Raw genomic sequence first — 23,128 nt, 5'->3', positions numbered from 1 at the left:
TTGTGGTTGCTGCATGTACAATGAAAGAAAAAAAACCTCAACCCGAACAAAAAATGAAGAAAGTATTGTTTGTGTTAACTAGTCATGATGTATTAGGAAACACTGGTGAAAAAACTGGATTTTGGATTGAAGAATTTGCAACACCTTATTATGTTTTAAAGGACAAAGGAGTATCTATTACGCTCTCATCTCCAAAAGGCGGACAGCCACCTATTGATCCAAAAAGTATGGGAGAAGATTTTCAAACACCTTCTACCAAGCGCTTCAATACAGATAAAGAAACACAAAAACTATTAGCTAATACAGTAATATTAGCTACAGTTAATGAAGCTGATTATGATGCTGTATTTTATCCTGGTGGGCATGGTCCTTTGTGGGATTTATCAGAAGACCCAACTTCTATAATGCTTATAGAATCCTTTTATAATAACAACAAACCTATAGCTGCTGTTTGTCATGCTCCTGCAGTATTGAAAAACACAAAAAACACAGACGGAACTCCTTTAGTAAAAGGTAAAAACGTCACTGGTTTTTCTAATACTGAAGAAGAAGCTGTACAACTGACTAAAGTTGTCCCTTTTTTGGTTCAAGATATGCTGAAAACAAATGGAGCAATTTACTCTAAAGTAAGTGATTGGGCTCCGCATGCTGTCAAAGACGGCTTATTGATTACAGGTCAAAATCCTGCTTCATCAGAAAAAGTAGCTGAATTGTTATTAGAAGCTCTGAAATAGTTTATCCTCGATTTCAATATGTAAATAAAAAAAGGGAACTTATGTAGTGTAAGTTCCCTTTTGTCTTTGTCCTTTTCGTATTTAGGAGTCTTTTTTTGCTTCTTTCCACTCGTCAAAACGTTCTTTCAACGCTCCACCTACCCAATAAGGTACAATGAACGTTAACAAAAGAATCATTAACCAAAATCCAATGGTTAAGATTGTAAGGAAAGCCAAAAAGCCTAAATATTGATCAAATTCAAACATATTTTCCGGAATTTATCGAATTTACAGCAAAGATATTGTAATATATTCAATATTCATACTGATTCGTTTAGAATTATTAACAATCAAATTTAATTTTTGTGAACATCTACCGCATTGTTATGTATCAACTTCACATCTTGATTGCTAATTGCACCTAAAGTTGTATTTACATGTTGCACTTCTTCAGCATCCGTTTCATGTGCTAAGGTGTTAAAAATAGGTGTATTTACTTTGGTGACTTTGTATACTTCACTAAATGTATAACTTGAATCTTTCATGCATGTAAAATCTCCCGTTGCAGAACTGTTGGTAGGAGAAGTAAAATAAATTTCAAAGTCTAACAAGCTAAATGTTGCACTATCATAGGTAAATATTATAAACGCTGGATTATTATCATGATTCACTGCAATCCCTGGTGTGGATATAGGAAACGAAACCATATTTTTTGGATCATTTTCTTTTCTCGGAGGCGATGGTGTCGATTTGTAATTACGTATCAATCCATCCGTTCGTGTATACCCATTTAATAGACCTGTGATATTAGGTTGATATTTCTCCAACAAACTAACAAATCCATTGTGTAATGGCTGTACAGTTCCACTCAAATCTTTACAGGTAAGACTCGTATTCCACATTGAAGTTCCTCCATAACCATCCAGTACTACAGGAATATGCATCATAATCATCATAAGATCATTTGCTCCTAAATGTTGCAATTGCTTTTCAAACCAATGCATTTGTTTTTCTGTGGCTTGTTGTTACGAAATACCATCATCTCCAAAGGCATATTCTCCTGCTGCATTCTTTTTACTATTTTAAGCAATATGTTCTTTTCTCCATGATCATATTTCTCCTTTTTAGCAGAAAAAATAACCGTATTCAACGCAATTACTTTCAATGTATTTGTTCCATCTTGTATATTTACGGATTGAAATCCAAACTCTGAATCAAAATCTAGACCTGATACTTTTACCGAAGAAGAGTTTGCATTGATTACTGGCCAAGGATTACTTGCATCTTTATCTTGTTTCAACACACTACCATCGCTACCATTTGTAAAAGAATGATAATCTCCTTCTAAAGAATCATTATTCCCTGGCAAATACAAAATCGGAATTCCTATTTGTAAACCTCTGAGATTCTCTAGCATTGTATGTGAGTTTTGTGCACGTTCACTATCAATATATGTAGGTAAGTCACCTAAGTATACCATAAATTTTGGTTGTTCTTGCTTAACAACAGCTTCGATTTTGGTGTATAAGCTTTTTGAGTTGATTCGTTTAGAAACTTATTTTTTCCGTTGTGGTGATAATAGGTTCGCTTTTTACTTTTAAAAACTCCATTCAATTGCGTTGTTGATGTAATATCTCTAAAGATATTTTTTGACTTATTTCTAAAATCTTTCCAACATTCTGTTTCATGTAAATACCAAGACGCATACTCACTACACTCATAACTAATCCATCTCTATATTTTGAATTAATCCCTTATTGATCATACCCTTGGTCACTGGTTCCGCTTTTTCCTACATCTTTTGCTGCCATCACTGCTGCTGGGTGATTTTGACTCGTTAAACCTGCATATTGTAAAGTCTGACGTTCAATAAACGGAGTCAAATACATCTCACTTACTGCATTTGCTAAAACACGGTTAATTAAAGTATTTGATAACAACGGAATATCTTTCACCGCACCGCCAACTACTTTATAATAATGCACAATTAACGTCATTCTCTTGATATGAATTTTGGTATCATATACTCCATTTTTAAGATATATTTTATCCCAAAACGAACGGTGATTCAAACTTCCAAGTAATTGTAAATTATGTAATGTATCAGGAAACTCTGTAACTTCTAATCCATGCGAATTGGTTCTCATAAGTTTAATAGGTAACTCAATTCGCCTACCTTCATAATTTTCAAAAATTAAAATCCGAGTCATATTTGTACTAGCTGGCGTATTGGTTTCTATCTGTAATGTGATAGATTGTGGAAGCCTAATAGATGTTGAAGTTTTGCTTGCATGATTAACTTTTTTTAAGGTTACATTTTTTCTCATGTAAATATTAAAAATGAATACAAGAAAACTTGCCATGAAAATCCCCAAATGAAAGCGTGTTTTCACCTTTTTTAATTCCTTTTCAAACAAAAAGTTGTAATTTTGCACTGCTAAAAACGAATCCACATGGAATACAGAATAGAGAAAGATACCATGGGCGAAGTAAAAGTTCCTGCAGATAAAATTTGGGGAGCACAAACAGAACGCTCAAGAAATAATTTTAAAATCGGTGCGCCAGCAAGTATGCCACTAGAAGTTGTATATGGTTTTGCTTATTTGAAAAAAGCGGCTGCTTTTACAAACTGTGAGTTAGGCGTATTACCTATTGAAAAAAGAGATTTAATTGCGGTTGTTTGTGATGAAATCTTGGAAGGAAAACACGACGATCAATTTCCGTTAGTTGTTTGGCAAACAGGTTCTGGAACGCAATCAAACATGAACGTTAATGAAGTTATTGCCAACAGAGCACATCAATTGGCCGGAAAAAAGATTGGTGAAGGCGAAAAAACCATTCAACCAAACGACGACGTTAACAAATCACAATCTTCAAATGATACGTTTCCAACAGGAATGCACATTGCTGCTTACAAGAAAATTGTAGAAACTACGATTCCAGGTGTGACACAATTACGTAATACCTTAAAAAAGAAATCAGAAGATTTTAAAGATGTTGTAAAAATTGGTAGGACGCACTTAATGGATGCGACACCTTTGACATTGGGTCAAGAATTCTCTGGATATGTTTCTCAATTAGATCACGGATTAAAAGCCCTGGAAAACACATTACCTCACTTAAGCGAATTGGCTTTAGGTGGAACTGCTGTTGGGACAGGATTAAATACGCCTAAAGGATATGCAAAACGTGTTTCTGAGTTTATTGCACGTTTTACAGAATTGCCTTTTATTACTGCTGAAAATAAATTTGAAGCTTTGGCTGCACATGATGCAATGGTAGAAACACATGGAGCATTAAAACAATTAGCGGTTTCTTTAAACAAAATTGCAAATGACATTCGTTTAATGGCGTCTGGACCACGTTCAGGAATTGGTGAATTAATCATTCCTGCAAACGAACCAGGAAGTTCTATTATGCCAGGAAAAGTAAACCCAACACAGTGTGAAGCCATTACTATGGTATGTGCACAAGTTATGGGGAACGATGTTGCTGTGACTGTTGGAGGAACACAAGGTCACTACGAATTGAATGTGTTTAAACCAATGATGATTGCGAATGTATTACAATCTGCACAATTGATTGGTGATGCATGTATAAGTTTTGACGTAAACTGTGCTGCTGGAATTGAACCAAATCATGGAAGAATTACTGAATTGGTAAACAATTCATTAATGCTAGTGACAGCATTAAACACTAAAATTGGATATTACAAAGCGGCTGAAATTGCAAATACAGCACACCAAAATGGTACAACCTTACGTGAAGAAGCGATTAACTTAGGATATGTAACTCCTGAAGAATATGACGAATGGGTAAAACCTGAAGATATGGTTGGAGCGATGAAATAATTGTTTTTGACTAAAAATATATAAAACCGCATTGAAATTTATCGATGCGGTTTTTTGTTGCTTTCTATTTACATCTTTTTAACAAGAAGATTTTTTAAAAAACTCTACTTCTCCAGTTGCTAAATAATAATAGGTTGTTTCAATTTTCACTTTCTTATTATCACATTCTGAATGAACAGCATTTCTAATGATTGTTGAACATCTTTGAAGTTCATTTTAACCATGAATAGCATTTTCTTTGATTACTTCTTCTAAGCCAGATTCACCTGAGCACACACAAGTATTGACTGCTGGTAGAATCTGACCTACAAATTGATTCAGATTATCACTTCCTGCATCTCCACCACTAATAGCTGCTTTAACTGCACAACACTCTGAGTGACCAAGAACTAAAATTTACTGGCATTTCAATACTTTAATGGTAAACTCAATATTTACAATATTATAAGTATCGGCTATATTTCCTGCAACACGCCATACAAATAAATCTCCAATTCCAGTATCAAAAATCAATTCTGGTGGCACACGGCTATCTGCGCAACTAAGTACAATTGCAAATGGCTTTTGATTATTTTTCTCAGTACATTCTCTTCGTTCTTTAGATTGATTCGGCTGAAGAGGTTTATCTTTCACATATCGCTTATTACCATCTTTTAAACGTTTTTTAATTGCCTTAAAATCAATTCTATTCTTAAAGTTTCCTTGACATTTTTTACTATCTCCACTGATAATTACAGTTTTATTGATTAGTTGCATTTTCTTATAGTTTAATAAACTTTATCTGTAATTAAAAAAAATCATCAACGTATATATTTAGAGAACGAGTAAAGAAAAATAAAGAACAAGTGTACAGATTAGCAACCAGCAAAAATTATATCACAATATCATTTTTCCCTGTGTACGGTGCTGGAATGTCTGTGTCATCAATTAATTGTCGGATATCAATTTCAATTCCGCGACTCATATCTGTAATTGGAACATCGTTTGGACCACCTTCAAAAGGATTTTCTGTATTTTCACCAATAGCTTCCATGGTATGAAAAACCCAAGCTAGTAGTGCGCTAAACGGAATGGAAAACCACTCAAAATGATCGGCAATAAATTCTCGAATCTGATGAATTGTGGAAGAACGTGAGGTATGCGTTGATAAATCTTTTAAAATATGATCGCCAATATCTTCAAAGCCATCCATAATTCCAAAGGGAAGTAAGATGATAAAAACCCATACAAAAATATAATTCAACGTGGCAAACTGTCTAGGATACGGGAAGTTTTTGATACGTTCACTTTTTCCTTGTAGTGTATAAAATTCCACCAGCATATTGGTCATTTCCATGTGACGAAAATCATCAATTAGTCCTTTTGTTTTTAATTCTTTTAAACGTTTAGACTGAATTCCGATTAATTGGGAAGCTTGATTTCCTTTGGCAAATACTTCATCATATTCTTCTTTAGAAATATAAGCTTGAATAACCTCAGCTACAGGTTCTTTATCTTCACATACCAAATATTGTTTGGAGCGAAACTCTTTATTAGAGCGCTTGCTCTTTAAATGCATTTCCCAAGGTTTATCTTTTCTTAATTGATAACGCAAAGCCGTCAACCACGCAACATGTCTATGCACCAACTCTCTTTTTATAGTTTTCAGTTCACTTTCTGGCACATTTTCTGAAGCAAAATCATCTGCAATGTAGTCTTTCACCATAATGGTCCATGAACGGGAAGCATTTACAATTCCTCCCCAAATTTTACGAGCTTCCCATAGACGATCATATGATGCATTGTTTTTAAAACTGACAATAAAAGCTACGGCCGTACCCAAAACACCTAAAGGCAACCATGGAACTCGTAGCCATTTCATGCTCAAAATATCAAATAAGATAACAGGAATTGTGGCAAGAATAAGAAATAAGAAAATGTGGCGACGTGTCCATTTTAAAACACCTCTAACAGGGAATATTCGTCTTGCATACATAAAATTGGTTATACAAGTCTTAGAAAGATATAAAAACCTAAACAACTATATACCTGCTACAATGAGGCATACAATATGTTTCGACAAAAAGTATTGTATGTAAGTTTTCGGAAAGAAATTTTCAAAACCAACAGAAAAAAAAGATTAGTAGTCGTATTTATTTAAATACAAGTATACAATATTCATTGACTTTGATAAGAAATACAATCCTAAACGAAACGATCTAAAATCAATAATTATAAACCATCTGTCATCTTTGTTCAAAACCTCGTGAATAACTCTTAAATTATCATATCATTTTTAAGTCAAAATAGCTACAAATACATTAAATTTGCGTTTTAAAAACAACACACAAAAATTACATAATGATTCATTTCTTTGGAAACGTACACAGCAAGGTATTTGCTGTTCAAACAGTAAAAGAATTATCAACAGAAAACGTTGAAAAGTTAAACTGGCTTTTTGGCAACGTATCAAAAATCGAACAAGCATCATTGGATGCTTTTTTTGTTGGTCCTAGAGCCGCCATGATTACTCCTTGGAGTACAAACGCTGTAGAAATCACGCAAAATATGGGCGTTGAAGGCATCATTCGAATAGAAGAATTTAAAGCTGTCGCAGAAGATTTTTCAGATTTTGATCCTATGATTTCTCAAAAGTTCAACGGTTTACACCAAGACACTTTTACGATCGATATTGAGCCTGAAGCAATTTTAGATATTGATGATATTGCTGCCTATAACGAACAAGAAGGTTTGGCCTTAAGCGTTGAAGAAATTGAATATTTAAATACTCTTTCAGAGAAACTCGGAAGAAAACTAACCGATTCAGAAGTGTTTGGATTTTCGCAAGTAAACTCAGAACATTGCCGTCACAAAATTTTCAACGGAACATTTGTTATTGATGGGGAAGAAAAACCAACTTCACTTTTTAAACTCATCAAAGAAACTTCGAAACAACATCCAAACGATATTGTTTCCGCATATAAAGACAATGTAGCCTTTATCAAAGGCCCTAAAGTAGAGCAGTTTGCCCCAAAAACGGCTGATAAACCTGACTTTTACCAAATACTAGAATTTGATTCTGTGATCTCACTAAAAGCAGAAACACATAATTTCCCAACAACGGTAGAACCTTTTAACGGAGCTGCCACAGGTTCTGGTGGAGAAATCAGAGATAGATTGGCTGGAGGAATTGGTTCATTACCATTAGCAGGAACAGCTGTGTATATGACTTCTTATTCTCGTTTAGAAGAAGACAAGTCTTTCGACTCCGCTGACAGCAAGCCTTGGGAAAAAGCAATGCCTGCGCGCGATTGGCTATACCAAACACCCATTGATATCTTAATCAAAGCCTCTAATGGAGCTTCTGACTTTGGAAATAAATTTGGACAACCACTTATTTGTGGTTCTGTGTTAACATTTGAACACGATGAACAGTCAGACAATTTAAACGTAACTTCTAGAAAATTAGGTTACGATAAAGTAATTATGCAAGCTGGAGGAATTGGTTATGGAAAAGCAGATCAGGCCATCAAACATACACCAAAAACTGGAGATAAAGTAGTGATTTTAGGAGGCGAAAATTACCGTATCGGAATGGGTGGAGCTGCCGTTTCATCAGCAGATACTGGTGAATTTTCTACTGGAATTGAATTGAATGCCGTGCAACGTTCCAACCCTGAAATGCAAAAACGTGCCGCAAATGCTATTCGTGGTATGGTAGAAAGTGATCAGAATCATATTGTTTCTATTCACGATCACGGTGCTGGTGGACATTTAAATTGTCTTTCGGAATTGGTAGAAGAAACTGGTGGAAAAATTGATTTAGATAAATTGCCTGTGGGCGATCCAACCTTATCTGCCAAAGAAATTATTGGAAACGAATCGCAAGAACGTATGGGATTGGTAATTGCGGACGAGCATATAGAAACACTGAATAAAATTGCAGAACGAGAACGTTCGCCAATGTACACGGTTGGAAATGTTACTGGAGACGATCGTTTTACGTTTGAATCTGCTACTAAAGGTGATAAACCTATGGATTTAGCCTTGAGCGATATGTTTGGAAGTTCGCCTAAGACCATCATGACAGATAACACAGTAAAACGTGAATATGCTGATTTAAACTACACAAAAAGTGAATTTGAAACCTATCTTTCGCAAGTATTACAACTAGAAGCAGTTGCTTGTAAAGATTGGTTAACGAATAAAGTAGACCGTTGTGTTGGTGGAAAAGTTGCCAAACAACAGTGTGCTGGACCATTACAATTACCTTTAAATAATGTTGGTGTAATGGCGCTAGATTATGCTGGGAAAGAGGGAATTGCTACTTCTGTTGGGCATGCACCAATTTCTGGATTAATTAGTCCTGCTGCAGGAAGTAGAAATGCTATTGCAGAAGCCTTGAGTAATATTATTTGGGCACCGTTAAAAGATGGGTTGCAAAGTGTTTCCTTATCGGCAAACTGGATGTGGCCATGTAAAAACGAAGGTGAAGACGCTCGTTTATATGAAGCCGTTTCTGCAATTTCAGAGTTTGCAATCGATTTAGGAATCAATGTTCCAACGGGAAAAGATTCCTTATCAATGAAACAAAAATACCCAAATGAAGAAGTAATTTCTCCAGGAACAGTTGTGATTTCAGCAGCAGCAAATTGTAACGACATTTCAAAAGTAGTAGAGCCTGTATTTAGTATTAATGCTGGAAACATTTACTATATCAATTTATCACAAGATACATTCAAACTTGGAGGAAGTTCTTTCGCTCAAGTACTACATAAAATAGGAAACGAAACGCCAACTATTGTAGATGCTGCTCAATTCCAAAATACATTTAATGTCATACAAAAATTGATCAAGCAAGATAAAATTGTAGCTGGACACGATGTCGCTTCTGGCGGATTAATAACAACATTGCTCGAACTTTGCTTCGCTGACAATAATGTAGGAGCAAATTTGAACTTTGATGCACTAAACGAAGCTGATTCAATCAAATTATTATTCTCTGAGAATAACGGAATTGTTTTCCAAGCGAGTGATGATTCTGTTGAAAATATATTGAACAAGGCAGGAATTACTTTCTATAACTTAGGAACTGTTACAGAAAGTGATCGTTTAAACATAAAAAATCAAGAGGATAAATTTAGCTTGAGTATCTCAGAATACAGAGATACTTGGTACAAAACCTCTTTCCTACTCGATCAAAAGCAAACGGCAAATGGTTTGGCAAAAGCGAGATATGAAAACTACGCGAATCAACCATTAACTTATACATTCCCTAAACATTTCACAGGACTTCTTGACTCCGCTCGAAGTGATGTTAAACGACCAAAAGCAGCGATTATTCGTGAAAAAGGAAGTAATAGTGAGCGTGAAATGGCAAATGCTATGTATTTAGCTGGATTTGATGTAAAAGATGTACACATGACAGATTTAATTTCGGGTCGTGAAACTTTAGAAGATATTCAGTTTATTGGTGCAGTTGGAGGATTTTCGAATTCAGATGTTTTAGGTTCTGCTAAAGGTTGGGCTGGTGCATTTTTATACAATGAAAAAGCTAATACGGCATTGAAAAAATTCTTTAAACGAGAAGATACACTTTCTGTAGGAATCTGTAATGGTTGTCAATTATTTATGGAATTGGAAGTTATCAATCCAGATCATGACGAACATGGAAAAATGACCTATAACGATTCTCAAAAACACGAAAGTGCTTTTACTTCTGTAAAAATTCAAGAGAACAACTCTGTTATGCTTTCTACCTTAGCAGGCACAACTTTAGGGGTTTGGATTTCGCATGGAGAAGGGAAATTTAAACTTCCATATGAAGAGAGTAAGTATGAAATTGTTGCAAAATATGGGTATGAAGGCTATCCTTCAAATCCAAATGGTTCTGACTTTAACACTGCTATGATGTGTGATAAAACAGGAAGACACTTAGTTACTATGCCTCATATTGAGCGTTCTACCTTCCAATGGAACTGGGCAAACTATCCAGAAGGTCGTAAAGATGAAGTTTCTCCCTGGTTAGAAGCTTTCGTGAATGCAAGATTATGGATTGAAGCTAAGAATAAATAACATATTTTGCTAAAACGAATTTTTCTCATCATACTTTTTGGAAGTTTCCTTATTTGCTGTCATCAGAAACCATCTGCTGTTGTAAAAGATATAGAAGTCACAAATGAACAAACTCCATATTGGATGCAGTTTATAATTTTGGAGCTCGGAAAAATAGCAGATTCTACTTTCAATGATTCTAAAGACTTGAATTCAATACTAAGTTTTAAAATCATAGATACAAAAGGTACTGTTAAACCTGTTAGTATGGAAAAAGCTATCAAACTATATTACTCAAACACTAAGAATAATAGTCCTTTAGTTTATCCAATATTTGAAATTAAAAATAGTTCTAAAGTCATTTTACCAGTTTTTGGAAAAGGACTTTGGGATAAAATTTGGGCAAAAGTTGTAGTATATAAAAAAACATTTAAAGTTCTGCAAATAGAATTTGATCACAAAGGAGAAACTCCTGGTTTTGGAGCAAATATTAGTGAACCTGAGTTTAAATCTCAATTTATTGGGAGCATACTCAATTTAAATCAGGCTAGCTATTCACTCTATAAAAATTATGAAAGATTAATTAAAGGAGATTCAAAAATTGATGCTATTTCTGGTGCTACCATCACAAGCATGGGAGCTATTGAAATGCTAAATAAAGGATTGTTAAAGTACAAAGTATATTTACATTGATATTCAAAAGATGTTTATTTATGTAACGAAACAAAAAAAAAGACCTGCAATACAAAATAAAGCAGGTCTTTTACTTTTTAACAATTAAACTACTGAAAATATCGATTTTCAGTTAATCACCATCATTGTCGGTAGACGTAATTGTAATCGAAAGAATACTTCGAACATCTACACTAAACAAGACACCTAATTCATTTAATTTTTCATGCAAGGTTCCTACTGTTGTCGAATTGGAAGTAATAGCATCAAATAATGGTACTGGAATTGCATCTATGGCAGCATATACTTCGTTAATTTTTGTACGTATTGCTGTATTCAATACTTCATTATCTGTCACATGCGCTACATAGTCCGAAATCCCTAAACCTTGTGTATTAAAATAAACATCTTCTACACTTTCTATATTTTCTTTTAAAATTGCTAAGGAAGTATTACTAAAATGTGCCTGTGTTGCTTCTGGATTGGTGTTTTGTGAGTTTTCTAAACCTGCAGGTTTTCCAATTTTAGTAACTTTTCCAGTATCAATAAGATTATAAATACCATTATACAACAAGCTAAATGAAGCATCAATTCCTGTTGAAGTATTCTCTATAAAGGTAGTCTTATAATTATCCCCTGATTCACTCCAAGTATTTACCAATTTAGCCGCACGAGTTTTTAACTCTTTTACTACATATTTTAGGTAGTTTCTTCTATTTTCAGAATTTACAAATTCTGTATTTGTTGCAGCTATATCTGTTTTAAAGAGTAAATATTCTAATGTAGATAATGTTTTAGCTTGCGGACTCAAATTTTGGACATATACTTCTGTAATTTCTGAAGGATCCGAAATAAAATTTTCAACTGCATTGGTAATCGTTGGCCAATTATACAATGCCTGATGTGTAAACTGATCACGTATCAAACCGATATTAAAAGTATATACTTTTCCGTACGAAATTGCAGTTTGCCTCCATTGTGTTCTAGCGCTTTCAAGCGCAGCTTCGTTAAGATCTATAAGGTAATTATTTACTTGCGTTTCAAACGTAGTTGCCTGATTTAAAAATGAAGTCACATTCGTAATAATATGTTGATTTGTGACATCGCTTACTAAGCTTTGAACTTGAAACTCATTTGTTGTTGGTTCAGTTGTTCCATTGTTATCATTACTTGAACATGCTACAAGAAAGATACTCATACATGCCAATCCTATTCTATACATATTTTTCATCATAATGAATTTAAAAAGTCTAATACTTGTTGACGTTCTTCCGCGGAAAGATTTATGAATTGATCTTTGCTATTTTCTGCTTCTCCTCCATGCCATAAAATAGCTTCTTCAATATTTCGAGCTCTACCATCATGTAATAAAAAGGTATGATTGTTTACGGTAGAAATTAGACCTAATCCCCACAGAGGCTGTGTTCTCCATTCGCGTCCATTTGCTTTAAAATCCGGTCTGTTATCTGCTAAATCCTCTCCCATATCATGCAACAGAAAATCTGAATATGGTCTGATCGTAACATTTTCTAAAGCTGGTAAAATCTCTGAACTTCCGGTAACTTGATTAATGGCATGACAACTAATACAATTCATAGTGTTAAACAGTTGTTTTCCTCGTAAAACTGATTCCTCTTGTACATTTCTTCGATTCGGTACTGCTAATGTGCTTTGATAAAACAAGACTCTTGACAACTGCGTATCGGTCACTTCTGGCTCACCTCCATTAGGCGCATTTTGACAGTCCAATTGTGGTGAAGGACAATCATTTTCTGGAAACATTGAAGTAGTTAATCCCATATCACCATGAAATGCTAATTCAATTTGCTGTTTCAATGTTGGAGCATTTGCTTTCCAACCATAACGACCAACTTCTAACTGTTGCGTTTCTTCGTTTAATACATAATTTGCTCTACCCGAAATCCCGTCATTGTTGGAATCAAATTCATCTTCAAACTTTAAAATTTCACTATTTGGTAAAGCACTAATCAATCCTAAACCAATTGTTTGCTGTCCAATTCTCGGAGAAGTTTGCACATTAGAGAGCGATCCAAATTGTTCGTTGGTAATAGTATACCTAGGTTTGCGCAGTTCATACATAGTTCCATCAGCATACGTGCCCAAAATGGTTTGATAACTTACTTCTACTTTAGCTTCAAAAGGAATTGTCTGATTACTCCTATCTTGAATTTGAGTACCATAACCCGGAACCGCAATGGGCGCTTCTATTTCAGAGGCATTAGGCAAACTAACACGCATTAAAAAACCTCCAGAATTTTGTCCTGTTACCAAAGGACGGCCTCTACCATCCTTAAAATGACAGCTTGCACAAGCTCTCGCATTAAATGTTGGTCCTAGCCCATCTCTTGCTGTTGTAGATGCTGGTGCGGAAACCCATGATTGATTAAATAAAGAATTTCCTGTTGCAAATTGTGATTGTTCCTGAAAAGTCAAGCCTGGAATTTCAAACCCAAAAGCATTGCTACTTGTGGAAAAGACTCCTAAATTTCCAGACGAAAATTCTTCTCCCTCTTCATACATTGGAATAGCTTGATAAGTTCCTTCATCTTTCGAGCAACCTGTAACTAAAAAAAGGATTCCTAAAAATAGTATTATTACTTTTTGTTCGATCATACGTAAAATAATAACAAATCTTAAGTGCAAAAACACTTAAGATTTGTCAAATACATTTATATTAGTTTATAAACTACATAATTTATTGCAAGTTGATTCCAATTACCGTTGCAGAAGCACTAATTTCATCCGCCCAGTCTTGTAATGCTTTTACACTTTGCATTACAATACCTAATGTTGAATCCATTGAAGTTTCTTGTGTAATTAAGTAATCAAATGGCTGTGCATTATTATCAATTGCATTTACTTTTGCTAATGCTTCATTTGCAGCTTCTAAAAGTTTTTGAGCTTGCGCCTCGTCAACTTGTTTCACTAAATCATAGAAAGAAGGTCCTGTACTTGAACCATATCGACCAAATACAACATTGTAAACACCTTGTGTGTTAGCTACAATATCTTTATCTGTATTGTCTGAAAAACAAGAATGCTCATCTTCTTGTCCAGAACCATCAATACCATCAATAGAATCAACTGGTGCAATAATACGCTCAGAACTTAATTCATCTCCGGCAATAAAAAATGCTCCATTGATCAATTGACGTAAAGCCACATCTTCGTCTAAACCTGCAAATACAGTTGCATATGTTCCGCCTGTACTCCAAGTATTCACTAACTCTTGTAAATCATTAATTAACAACTGAGTAACAACATCTAAATATTGTCTTCTTCTATCAGCATTTGCTGCAGTTGTATAATCTGTAAATGAACGTTGTCCTGGTAAATTAGCTGATGGACTCGTATTATCTTGTCCCCATAATAAAAACTCAATAGCATGCCATCCAGTACTAATTGATTTATCATTTTGAGATTCGTTTCCTCCAAAATTATTTGGATCCGTCAACGTTGCAATACTTATTGTAATGCTTGTATCGTTGATAATACTTCCTGCTCCATAAGTTCCCGCATATGGCTCAGTTCCAGCTGACACATAATCAATATAACTTTCGTCAATTGGCCAAGCATTCATTTGACCTTCATTTCCAATTCCCCAAGGAGTAGACGAAGACTGATCTGTATCTACAGGACCATTACACTCTCTAAATGCTTCTGTTGTACCATAAGAGTCTCTTGCAAAAAGCCATGCATTCTTTGCTGCTGTAAAATTGGCTTCTGTTGGTGTGGTAGTGAATGTTGTAATAGCTGTTTTCATCGCTTGGGCATCTTGTAATGCTTTAGTGTAATTTTGTAACACAACATTTGCATACTGATCAATCACTTGTCGTTTTGTAACCAAAGTAGATGGAGTTGGAGTTGTTGTTCCTTCATCATCACTAGCACAATTAAATAGTGTAAAACTTACAATTGCTAGCAAGGCTAGTCTTCCTAGTTTTTTCATTTAGATATTATTTAGATTAAATCTTAATTAAAATACAAATGTATTTGACATAATCTGATTATCAAAATTTATTTAGATTAAATTTAAATAAAAAATTTACACGATTTTTGACACATAAAATTTTAGTGTAATACATGTAATCATTTTTTCGAATAAATTACTTAACTTGTTAATTATTAAATATTTGTTGTAACAATTAATAATGTAAAAATGATAAAAAAATAAATGAAGGCCATTTTTTTAAATAAAAGATACAATCAAAACACAAAGTCAATCTATCAAAAGTAAAAATTAAAACTTTTCTTATTAATATTTATTTTTTTACTTTTATTTAATGTATTTACCTTGCGTTAAGCATGTTTTTTCTTTCAATAAAAATTAACTAACCAACACTTAGCAATTATGATTGAAGAATCAAGAATATTCAAACAGTTGAACAAAAAATGGTATGTTCCTCTACTTGTTGGAATTTTATTTATACTAATTGGCAGTTATTGGATGTTCAATACCACCGAGACTCTTGAAACATTTGTATTTTGCATAGGAATTTCTCTTTTAGTTTCTGGAATTTTCGATCTTTTTACCATGTCTCAAAAATCTGACAAAAAGACCTTGTATTTCAATATTACTATTTTATCAATCTCGCAAATTGGAATGGGTTTACTTTTTATCCTAAACCCAAAAATTACACACATTTTATTATCTGGAATCGTATGTTTTTTAATTTTCATACGATCTGTTGATGCAATTTCCTATGCATTTGAACTAAAAAAATACCAAGTAAAAGATTGGTGGATTTCACTAATATTTGGAATTTGTGGTATTTTGTTAGCATTTCTAATAATGCAAAATCCTGAATTTTCTGGCATGACACTCATTTTTTGGATTTCAGTCCTTTTAATTCTTTTTGGTGTCTTAAATATTTTTTTCGCTTTAAAAATGAAAAAAGTACATCAGATTTTAGATTCGATTCAAGAAGATTTTAAGCTAAACATAAACATCCTCAAAGAACAAATTACTTCCAAAATGAAAGAGAATAAAAATTATTAACTCCATATTAAAATATCATTATGAAACTAAAACTAACCTTTTTTATAGTAGTCTTTTTAATATCAACACAAAATTATGCACAAACCTTTACCATGGGTAAAAAATGTAGATCTTCCCTAGAAACTGCTCAAAGTACTCTTAAGTCTGGAATGTATGAAGATGCACTTGCTATTTTTGAAACTTTTTCATCTAAATGCAGAACCAAAGATGCAAAAGAAGCTGCTGCTGTAGGAAAAGCACAGGCTTACAACGGTCTAGAAAGATATCAAGAGGCAATTACAGAAGCAGACAAAGCTCTGAAAATCACCAAAAATAAAAGCCTAAACGGTCATTTTCAAAAGGCTGTTGCACAAAGTAAAATTGGAAATATCGCTGGATATAAAGCTTCTATTGAAAAAGTAATCGAACTTACAGAAAAAAATCAAAATACTGCTGAGCGTGCTTCCAACTATGCATTAATGGCAGCTTTGTATGAACGTCAACTAAATGATATAACGACTGCACAAGAATATCTTAATAAAGCCAAAGCGATGGATCCAAATAGTGTAAAATATTTAGTACAAGAAGGAACGATGTATTCCACATTAAAACAATTTGACAAAGCATTCCAAAGTTATGATGTTGCCAAAAGACTCGATCCAAATAATAAAGAATTGGCAATTGCTCGCGCAAATACGAGGTTGCGTATGCTTGAAGCAAAATATGGAACAAAAAGAGCACAAGAACTTCGCTCTAAAATGACTCCTTCGGAAAAAGAAATGGTCTGCGAAGATCTCAATACTTCAAAACGCCTTGGCGCTAATAATATGAATAAAGATATGTTTTTAGCACTTGTATGCAACTAGAATATACTAACCTAACATATACAAAATGAAGAAAATAATCGTACTATCGTTATCTGCACTACTTCTGGTAGGCTGCGGAACACTTAACAAACAACAAAAAGGAACTATTGCTGGTACTGCTGGTGGAGCACTTCTAGGAGCAACCGTAACAAAAGGTAATATATGGGGTATCTTGGCAGGAGCAACTATTGGAGGCATTGCTGGAAACCTTATTGGTAAAAAAATGGATAAACAGGCTAGAGAACTCTCGCAAGCAATCCCATCGGCTGAAGTAAATAGAGTTGGAGAAGGTATTAATATGACATTTGATTCTAGTTTGGCTTTTAAAATTAATTCTTCCGAACTTAGTAGCAGCTACTTAAGTGATTTATCGGCTGCAGCCCAAGTATTCAAAAGCTATCCTGATACAAATATTCTTATAGAAGGACATACTGACGATTCAGGAGCTGCTGAATACAACTATTCTTTATCTGAAAAAAGAGCCAAAGCAGTCTCTAATTATTTTATCTCACAAGGAATTGATGCTTCTAGACTAAGTGTTAAGTGGTATGGAGAAACCCATCCAAAATACCCAAATGATGAGGCAAATAGAGCAAAAAATAGACGTGTTGAGCTTGCCATCTATGCGAATGACGACATGAAAAATCAAGCACGCAACGGAAAATTAGACTAACTATCGAAATTAATTTTTATTTTAAGTCTATCCTTTTTCAAATTCATTTCAAACGAAAGCCCATGAAATCAAAGCATTTTGATTCATATCAAAGTAAGGGAATTAAAAAGTTTATCTTTGAGTTTAGATTATACCTATTTATCCAAAGTCAAAGTTAATTGAAAAAGAGTAGCTAGTACTTCCTTCTTGTCGGCAAATTTTGATTATTGGTTTCATAATAAGTGGGCTGTAGGTATGTAAAATGACATTATTGAAAATATTTTTAAATAAAATGGAAATAAAGAATTGTTAGAACGATCTTATCCATTCTTTGGTATTCTAGTGTTGTTGTAAAAACCTGAAAAGCGACTCAAGATTCTTGATAGGTCTGGGAGCTGAATTTAAACATGAGTAGACGCTAACAACAACTCGCGTTGGTCTCATTTATGACTATAACTTACACCAAAAAGAGGAATCAAGTTTTGCCTTTTTATGTATAATCAACGGATTTATTATAACTTTTGAGGAATTGTAATCACTATTAGTAAATCATTTAACAAACATTAAATTTAGTAAATACAAAATATGAAATATCTAACTCTTTTAGTTTTATGCATATCGAGTGTAACCATCGATAACTATTCTTTACAAGTATCGAATGATCAAAAAAGTATATGGCATGAATTAATCACACCAGACTTAGCGTCTTCTAAATCTTTTTACAGTAATTTATTTGGATGGACGTATGTAGACACAAATAGTAAAGGTTTTAAATACACAATCATATATAACCAAAATAAGGTTATTGGAGGAATGACAGAAATTAAAAGCGCACAAAACTCGACATGGATTTCCGCTATGCCATTAAGTAATGAAGAACTGAATAAAAGAATAAAGTCGGTCATGAGTAATGGAGCAAAAGTAGTGTTACCTCCTGTTAAAATTCCTGGGAAAGGTAAGCAAGTTGTCTTTGAAGGAAATATGGGTGAGGAATTCTGTTTAATGTCCACTAATAGTTTTTCAGAATTGCAAGACACTTCTAAGATTGATGGGAATTGGATTGGCATTGAACTCTGGTCCGATGATCCTGTAAAATCTTCTGATTTTTACCAGAATGCTTTTGATGTCAATACTGTTAAATCTGAATATGACAATAAACCGTATTGGAGTTTTATATTAAATGAAACTACAGTTGCGGGCATGCTTAAAAACCCTATAACAAATCAAAGTTCGCAATGGGTTCCATACATACGATTTACGGCAATCAATTCTTTAGTTTCCAAAGTAAAAGAATTAAAGGGTTACACATTATTGGCTCCAAATCAAAAAATAAGAGACGGTAAGGTTGCAATTTTTCAAGATCCTTCTGGTGCTATATTTGCCGTTCAACATTTTAATTAATTTTAAAAATTCATGATAATTTTATATGAGAAAATTCAATTTAAAAACCTCAAAAAAAATATATATTGTACTGTTTATATTGACATCATCAAGCTTATTTTATAGTTGTAGTAACCCGCGATGGGCAACTGATGTAGGACTCAATGTAACTTGGGGGCCAAATGGACCAAAAGTTCGTCCACATGTAGATTTGGATCTTTATAACGGAGGACGACTTTAACAAAACAAAAAAATAACTACTTATGAAAATATTTTATTTAAAAAAAGTTTCTATTATAGTATTGATCACCTTCTTTTTAACAAGTTGTGACGAGAAAGAATCAAAAAACGGAACGTCAACGTCAAGCGAAAAAATAGATCCTAATATAACACTATACTTTGGGGGTGATATAATCACTATGGATGGGGAAACATTTGCAACAGAAGAGGCAGTTGTAGCACAGAATAAAGAGATTGTATATACAGGATCGTTAGATGATGCGCATAAAAAATTTCCAAATGCAAAAAAACATGATCTAAAAGGGAAGACCATGATGCCTGGTTTTGTTGAACCACACGTGCACCCTTCTTTAGCTGCAACAATGCTTCCCAATGAGATTATAGCTCCATACGATTGGGTTCTACCCAACGGAACAAAAAAAGGAGTTACGGGACATAAAGAGTATATTGATAAAATTACTGCTTCAATTACTAATAATGCAAAAGAAGGAGAAATGTATTTCATATGGGGATACCATCAATTATGGCATGGAGAACTGTCCAAAGCAATTATCAATAGCATCACAAAAGATAAACCGGTAGGTATTATTCATCGTTCTTTTCACGAAATTTATTTAAATGACGCTGCTTTAGAATTACTTGGAATCAAAGAAGAAGATTTTAAAGGAAACCCTCAAGTTGAATGGGAAAAAGGACACTTTTATGAAGGTGGATGGCTGGCATTGGTTCCAAAGATGGCTCCAATCATGCTTGAGCCAGTTCGCTATATGGAAGGATTAGGAATGATGACACAACTGATTCAAAAAAATGGAATTACCACTGTGGCAGAACCTGGCTTTCCAAGTTCAGATTTTGATGGAGAATTGGCTCTTCTGAAAAAAGAAATGGAAAAAAATCCACCGTATGATGTATATCTAATTCCAAGTGGAACTCAGCTATTTAGTATGAAAGGAGGAAATGAACAAGCAATGGCATTTATGGAAACCCTAGAAAATACTTATAGTACTGATAATATTCATTTTTTACCTAAACAGGTAAAACTCTTTTCTGATGGTGCTATTTATTCTCAACTCATGCAAATGAAAGAAAACTATGATGATGGACACAATGGAGAATGGATGACTCCTTTAGATTTATTCAAGGAACAAATTAGTCTATATTGGGACAACAACTATAAAATTCATGTGCATTCAAATGGAGACAAAGGAATTCAACAAGTATTAGACTACTTAGCAATCGACCAAAAACGAAATCCAAGAAATAATCACAGACTTACATTACATCATATGGGGTATTTTACGGACGCTATGGCAGAAGAAATTAAACAATTAGGTGTAGAAGCTTCTGTAAATCCATATTATCTTTGGGCATTAGCAGACAAATATAGTGAATCAGGTCTGGGAAAAGAACGAGGTGAAAATCTAGTGCGTATTAATAGTTTGGTCTCAAGAAAAATACCTGTTTCATTTCATTCAGACTTTTCCATGGCTCCTATGGAACCACTAACCTTAGCATGGACAGCCGTAAATAGAGTAACTTCTGAAAACAATGCACTATCACAAGATCAAAAAATTTCAGTCTATGATGCCATGCGTGCCATTACGATTGATGCAGCAAGAACCTTGAACTTAGAAGAACAAATTGGATCAATAGCGGAAGGAAAAACAGCTAATTTTGTAATACTTGATAAAAGTCCTTTTAAAATTAATCCAATGGAAATCAAAGATATTAAAGTACTAGCGACCATTTTTAATGGTAATTTTAACATTATTAAATCTAATAATTTGAAAACTAAATAAAATTATGAAAAACTTATATGCATATCTTTTACTAGTAACATGTGTTTTTACTTCCTGTAATAGTGACTCAAAAAAGACGGCCAAAGAAACACCGAAAGCAGAACCCTACCGATTACAACAAACGGTTTACTTTGGAGGTGATATCATAACAATGGCTGGTAGTTCTCCTGAATATGTTGAGGCAGTAGTGCAACGAGAAGGGCAAATCATTTATACAGGCAGTAAAGCCGAAGCAATAAAACGTTTTGAAGGAAAAGCTGACATGGTAGATTTACAAGGAAAAACTATGTTACCGGGGTTTATTGATGGGCATGCACATTTTGGAAACTTTTCATCGCAAGCAGTCGGAGCTCAAATTCTACCACCTCCAGATGCAGGTGCAAATAATATTCCCGCCTTGATAGAAATATTGAAAGCGTGGAATACCCCTGAAAATAGAGCATTAACAGGATGGATTTTTGGCGCTGGTTTTGACGATAGTGTAATGGAAGAAAAGCGTTTCCCAACCAAACATGACTTAGATAAAGTGACAACAGAATATCCAATAATGATAATTCATATTTCTGGTCATTTTGCAGTATTAAACTCCAAAGGACTGGAAATGTTAAATATAACTTCAGAAACAAAAAATCCAGAAGGGGGACTAATTCGAAGAGAAAATGGAAACGAACCAAATGGCGTCCTAGAAGAACTTGCTGCCATTCCATATTATGGAAAAGCACTCACTCCTAAATCAAAAGAAGCCGCAGAACGTTTTTTTAATGCTGGGCAAGACATGGCACTGTCTTATGGATATACCACCGCACACGAAGGTAGAGCTTTTCTTGAAAACCATGGATTTCTCTCTGATGCGGCTACAGCAAATAAACTAAAACTAGATGTAGTAAGCTATGTGGATTATATGGTGGTTGACACACTAATGAACACAAAATGGTACTCTAAAAATTATACAAATCGATACCGAATTGCTGGAATGAAAATTACTTTAGATGGTTCTCCACAAGGAAGAACTGCCTGGAGAACACTTCCTTATCTCATTCCGCCTGATGGTGCGGAAGAAGGCTATTTAGGCTATCCTGCAATTCCAAAAGATAGTGACGTTGAAGCATTGTACCATAAAGCTTTCAAAAATGATTGGCAAGTAATTACCCATGCAAATGGTGACGCGGCTATGGATCAAATGATTAGAACAATGGGGAAAGTATCTGAAAATTATGATAAAAAAGATCGTAGAAATGTATTGATTCATGGACAATATGTTCGGGAAGATCAACTTGATGATTTTAAAGAACTAGATGTCATCGCCTCATTATTTCCATTACATACCTTCTATTGGGGAGATTGGCATAGCCAAATCATAGGAAAAGAGCTAGGAAATAAAATCAGTCCTACAAGAACAGCACTTGATAGGGGTTTACGAATTACTGTGCATACAGATGCGCCAGTTGCCTTACCGAACCTCATGCGAATGGTAGGAATAACTGTAGAACGAAAATCTAGATCTGGTAAAGTAATTGGCGAAGGTGAAAAATTAACACCTTATGAAGCGTTGAAAGGAATAACGGATTGGTCTGCATTTCAGCATTTTGAAGATGATAAGAAAGGAACTATTAGCAAAGGTAAACTAGCTGATTTTGTAATATTAGATAAAAATCCACTGAAAGTTCCAGAATCAGAAATTAAAGAAATAGTTGTATTGGAAACTATAAAAGAAGGAATTTCAATTTATAAAAAATAAGAAACAAAAATAGGAGTGACACGAGAACCTCACTCCTATTTTAAAATTTTAATATTATAGATTTGGTATGAATAACATTTCAATACAAAATATAAGCACAAAATATGCAACTGATACCATTGAAATCTATGATTTTTTTGTTGATCATACCTCATTACAAAAAATGTTAAAAACAATTTTCACAA

At 34.0% G+C, this 23,128-nt stretch carries 20 protein-coding genes; 11 read left to right on the top strand and 9 right to left on the bottom strand.

What is annotated here, in order from left to right:
- The first annotated feature begins 53 nt into the window (after positions 1-53).
- Positions 54-734, top strand: a complete 681-nt coding sequence (locus MK119_RS13145; protein ID WP_290679621.1) for a type 1 glutamine amidotransferase domain-containing protein — start codon at positions 54-56, stop codon at positions 732-734.
- An 81-nt stretch (positions 735-815) separates the two neighbouring features.
- On the opposite strand, the gene MK119_RS13140 is transcribed toward MK119_RS13145, so the two are convergent.
- From MK119_RS13140 to MK119_RS13125, 4 genes are all read right to left on the bottom strand, one after another.
- On the bottom strand, positions 816-980 hold the full coding sequence (locus MK119_RS13140) for a hypothetical protein (protein WP_170110073.1): 165 nt from the start codon (positions 978-980) through the stop codon (positions 816-818).
- 89 nt (positions 981-1,069) lie between these two features.
- Positions 1,070-1,717, bottom strand: a complete 648-nt coding sequence (locus MK119_RS13135) for a hypothetical protein (protein ID WP_290679578.1) — start codon at positions 1,715-1,717, stop codon at positions 1,070-1,072.
- The gene (locus MK119_RS13130; protein WP_366512814.1) at positions 1,684-2,256 is read right to left on the bottom strand and encodes a metallophosphoesterase; all 573 of its coding nucleotides are present in this window, start codon (positions 2,254-2,256) and stop codon (positions 1,684-1,686) included. Before MK119_RS13130 ends, MK119_RS13135 begins: the two co-directional genes overlap by 34 nt.
- 211 nt (positions 2,257-2,467) lie before the next feature.
- Complete coding sequence (locus MK119_RS13125; RefSeq protein WP_290679575.1) at positions 2,468-3,040, bottom strand: hypothetical protein; 573 nt, start codon at positions 3,038-3,040, stop codon at positions 2,468-2,470.
- A gap of 126 nt (positions 3,041-3,166) precedes the next feature.
- Between MK119_RS13125 and fumC the strand changes: the two genes are divergently transcribed.
- Positions 3,167-4,564, top strand: coding sequence for a class II fumarate hydratase (fumC, locus tag MK119_RS13120; RefSeq protein WP_290679572.1), 1,398 nt, complete (start codon positions 3,167-3,169; stop codon positions 4,562-4,564).
- Between the two features lie 396 nt (positions 4,565-4,960).
- Here fumC and MK119_RS13115 read toward each other — a convergent pair whose 3' ends face one another.
- Both MK119_RS13115 and MK119_RS13110 read right to left on the bottom strand, forming a co-directional pair.
- Positions 4,961-5,320, bottom strand: coding sequence for a carbonic anhydrase (locus MK119_RS13115; RefSeq protein ID WP_290679570.1), 360 nt, complete (start codon positions 5,318-5,320; stop codon positions 4,961-4,963).
- A gap of 115 nt (positions 5,321-5,435) precedes the next feature.
- Entirely contained in the window at positions 5,436-6,539 is a 1,104-nt protein-coding gene (locus MK119_RS13110) for a bestrophin family ion channel (protein WP_290679567.1), read from the bottom strand.
- Between the two features lie 365 nt (positions 6,540-6,904).
- Here MK119_RS13110 and purL point away from each other — a divergent pair, with 365 nt between their 5' ends.
- Both purL and MK119_RS13100 read left to right on the top strand, forming a co-directional pair.
- The gene (gene purL, locus MK119_RS13105; RefSeq protein ID WP_290679563.1) at positions 6,905-10,618 is read left to right on the top strand and encodes a phosphoribosylformylglycinamidine synthase; all 3,714 of its coding nucleotides are present in this window, start codon (positions 6,905-6,907) and stop codon (positions 10,616-10,618) included.
- Between the two features lie 6 nt (positions 10,619-10,624).
- Positions 10,625-11,290: an FMN-binding protein gene (locus MK119_RS13100; RefSeq protein ID WP_290679560.1), complete on the top strand. Its 666-nt coding sequence runs from the start codon at positions 10,625-10,627 to the stop codon at positions 11,288-11,290.
- Between the two features lie 112 nt (positions 11,291-11,402).
- Here MK119_RS13100 and MK119_RS13095 read toward each other — a convergent pair whose 3' ends face one another.
- The 3 genes from MK119_RS13095 to MK119_RS13085 form a co-directional block, all read right to left on the bottom strand.
- Complete coding sequence (locus MK119_RS13095) at positions 11,403-12,491, bottom strand: imelysin family protein (RefSeq protein WP_290679557.1); 1,089 nt, start codon at positions 12,489-12,491, stop codon at positions 11,403-11,405.
- Positions 12,492-12,499: 8 nt separating this feature from the next.
- On the bottom strand, positions 12,500-13,903 hold the full coding sequence (locus tag MK119_RS13090; RefSeq protein ID WP_290679554.1) for a di-heme oxidoredictase family protein: 1,404 nt from the start codon (positions 13,901-13,903) through the stop codon (positions 12,500-12,502).
- An 82-nt stretch (positions 13,904-13,985) separates the two neighbouring features.
- The gene (locus tag MK119_RS13085) at positions 13,986-15,239 is read right to left on the bottom strand and encodes an imelysin family protein (protein ID WP_290679551.1); all 1,254 of its coding nucleotides are present in this window, start codon (positions 15,237-15,239) and stop codon (positions 13,986-13,988) included.
- Between the two features lie 402 nt (positions 15,240-15,641).
- Here MK119_RS13085 and MK119_RS13080 point away from each other — a divergent pair, with 402 nt between their 5' ends.
- The 7 genes from MK119_RS13080 (at position 15,642) to MK119_RS13050 (ending at position 22,943) form a co-directional block, all read left to right on the top strand.
- Positions 15,642-16,289, top strand: coding sequence for a DUF308 domain-containing protein (locus tag MK119_RS13080; RefSeq protein ID WP_290679548.1), 648 nt, complete (start codon positions 15,642-15,644; stop codon positions 16,287-16,289).
- Positions 16,290-16,309: 20 nt separating this feature from the next.
- On the top strand, positions 16,310-17,134 hold the full coding sequence (locus MK119_RS13075; RefSeq protein ID WP_290679545.1) for a tetratricopeptide repeat protein: 825 nt from the start codon (positions 16,310-16,312) through the stop codon (positions 17,132-17,134).
- 25 nt (positions 17,135-17,159) lie between these two features.
- Entirely contained in the window at positions 17,160-17,807 is a 648-nt protein-coding gene (locus MK119_RS13070; protein WP_290679543.1) for an OmpA family protein, read from the top strand.
- 564 nt (positions 17,808-18,371) lie between these two features.
- Positions 18,372-19,187 (top strand): hypothetical protein, encoded by an 816-nt coding sequence (locus MK119_RS13065; RefSeq protein WP_290679541.1) that lies wholly within the window; start codon positions 18,372-18,374, stop codon positions 19,185-19,187.
- A gap of 25 nt (positions 19,188-19,212) precedes the next feature.
- Positions 19,213-19,407 carry a hypothetical protein gene (locus MK119_RS13060; RefSeq protein ID WP_290679538.1) on the top strand — a complete coding sequence of 65 codons (195 nt, stop codon included), beginning with the start codon at positions 19,213-19,215 and terminating at the stop codon, positions 19,405-19,407.
- Positions 19,408-19,429: 22 nt separating this feature from the next.
- Positions 19,430-21,205 (top strand): amidohydrolase, encoded by a 1,776-nt coding sequence (locus MK119_RS13055; protein ID WP_290679535.1) that lies wholly within the window; start codon positions 19,430-19,432, stop codon positions 21,203-21,205.
- Positions 21,206-21,209: 4 nt separating this feature from the next.
- Positions 21,210-22,943, top strand: a complete 1,734-nt coding sequence (locus tag MK119_RS13050; protein WP_290679532.1) for an amidohydrolase — start codon at positions 21,210-21,212, stop codon at positions 22,941-22,943.
- Positions 22,944-23,128 lie beyond the last annotated feature (185 nt).

Source organism: Kordia sp. (assembly GCF_022447245.1).
In the GTDB taxonomy this organism is placed as follows: domain Bacteria; phylum Bacteroidota; class Bacteroidia; order Flavobacteriales; family Flavobacteriaceae; genus Kordia.
The sequence above is the reverse complement of the archived record's forward strand: the minus strand, read 5'-3'. Positions and strand labels throughout refer to the sequence as shown.

Coding starts and splice junctions, on each gene's coding strand:
- MK119_RS13140 (WP_170110073.1), bottom strand. CDS start 980: ATGTTTGAATTTGATCAATATTTAGGCTTTTTGGCTTTCCTTACAATC.
- MK119_RS13135 (WP_290679578.1), bottom strand. CDS start 1,717: ATGCATTGGTTTGAAAAGCAATTGCAACATTTAGGAGCAAATGATCTT.
- MK119_RS13050 (WP_290679532.1), top strand. CDS start 21,210: ATGAAAAACTTATATGCATATCTTTTACTAGTAACATGTGTTTTTACT.
- MK119_RS13060 (WP_290679538.1), top strand. CDS start 19,213: ATGAGAAAATTCAATTTAAAAACCTCAAAAAAAATATATATTGTACTG.
- MK119_RS13125 (WP_290679575.1), bottom strand. CDS start 3,040: ATGAGAAAAAATGTAACCTTAAAAAAAGTTAATCATGCAAGCAAAACT.
- MK119_RS13085 (WP_290679551.1), bottom strand. CDS start 15,239: ATGAAAAAACTAGGAAGACTAGCCTTGCTAGCAATTGTAAGTTTTACA.
- MK119_RS13110 (WP_290679567.1), bottom strand. CDS start 6,539: ATGTATGCAAGACGAATATTCCCTGTTAGAGGTGTTTTAAAATGGACA.
- MK119_RS13115 (WP_290679570.1), bottom strand. CDS start 5,320: ATGCAACTAATCAATAAAACTGTAATTATCAGTGGAGATAGTAAAAAA.
- purL (WP_290679563.1), top strand. CDS start 6,905: ATGATTCATTTCTTTGGAAACGTACACAGCAAGGTATTTGCTGTTCAA.
- MK119_RS13070 (WP_290679543.1), top strand. CDS start 17,160: ATGAAGAAAATAATCGTACTATCGTTATCTGCACTACTTCTGGTAGGC.
- MK119_RS13065 (WP_290679541.1), top strand. CDS start 18,372: ATGAAATATCTAACTCTTTTAGTTTTATGCATATCGAGTGTAACCATC.
- MK119_RS13090 (WP_290679554.1), bottom strand. CDS start 13,903: ATGATCGAACAAAAAGTAATAATACTATTTTTAGGAATCCTTTTTTTA.
- MK119_RS13075 (WP_290679545.1), top strand. CDS start 16,310: ATGAAACTAAAACTAACCTTTTTTATAGTAGTCTTTTTAATATCAACA.
- fumC (WP_290679572.1), top strand. CDS start 3,167: ATGGAATACAGAATAGAGAAAGATACCATGGGCGAAGTAAAAGTTCCT.
- MK119_RS13080 (WP_290679548.1), top strand. CDS start 15,642: ATGATTGAAGAATCAAGAATATTCAAACAGTTGAACAAAAAATGGTAT.
- MK119_RS13145 (WP_290679621.1), top strand. CDS start 54: ATGAAGAAAGTATTGTTTGTGTTAACTAGTCATGATGTATTAGGAAAC.
- MK119_RS13055 (WP_290679535.1), top strand. CDS start 19,430: ATGAAAATATTTTATTTAAAAAAAGTTTCTATTATAGTATTGATCACC.
- MK119_RS13095 (WP_290679557.1), bottom strand. CDS start 12,491: ATGTATAGAATAGGATTGGCATGTATGAGTATCTTTCTTGTAGCATGT.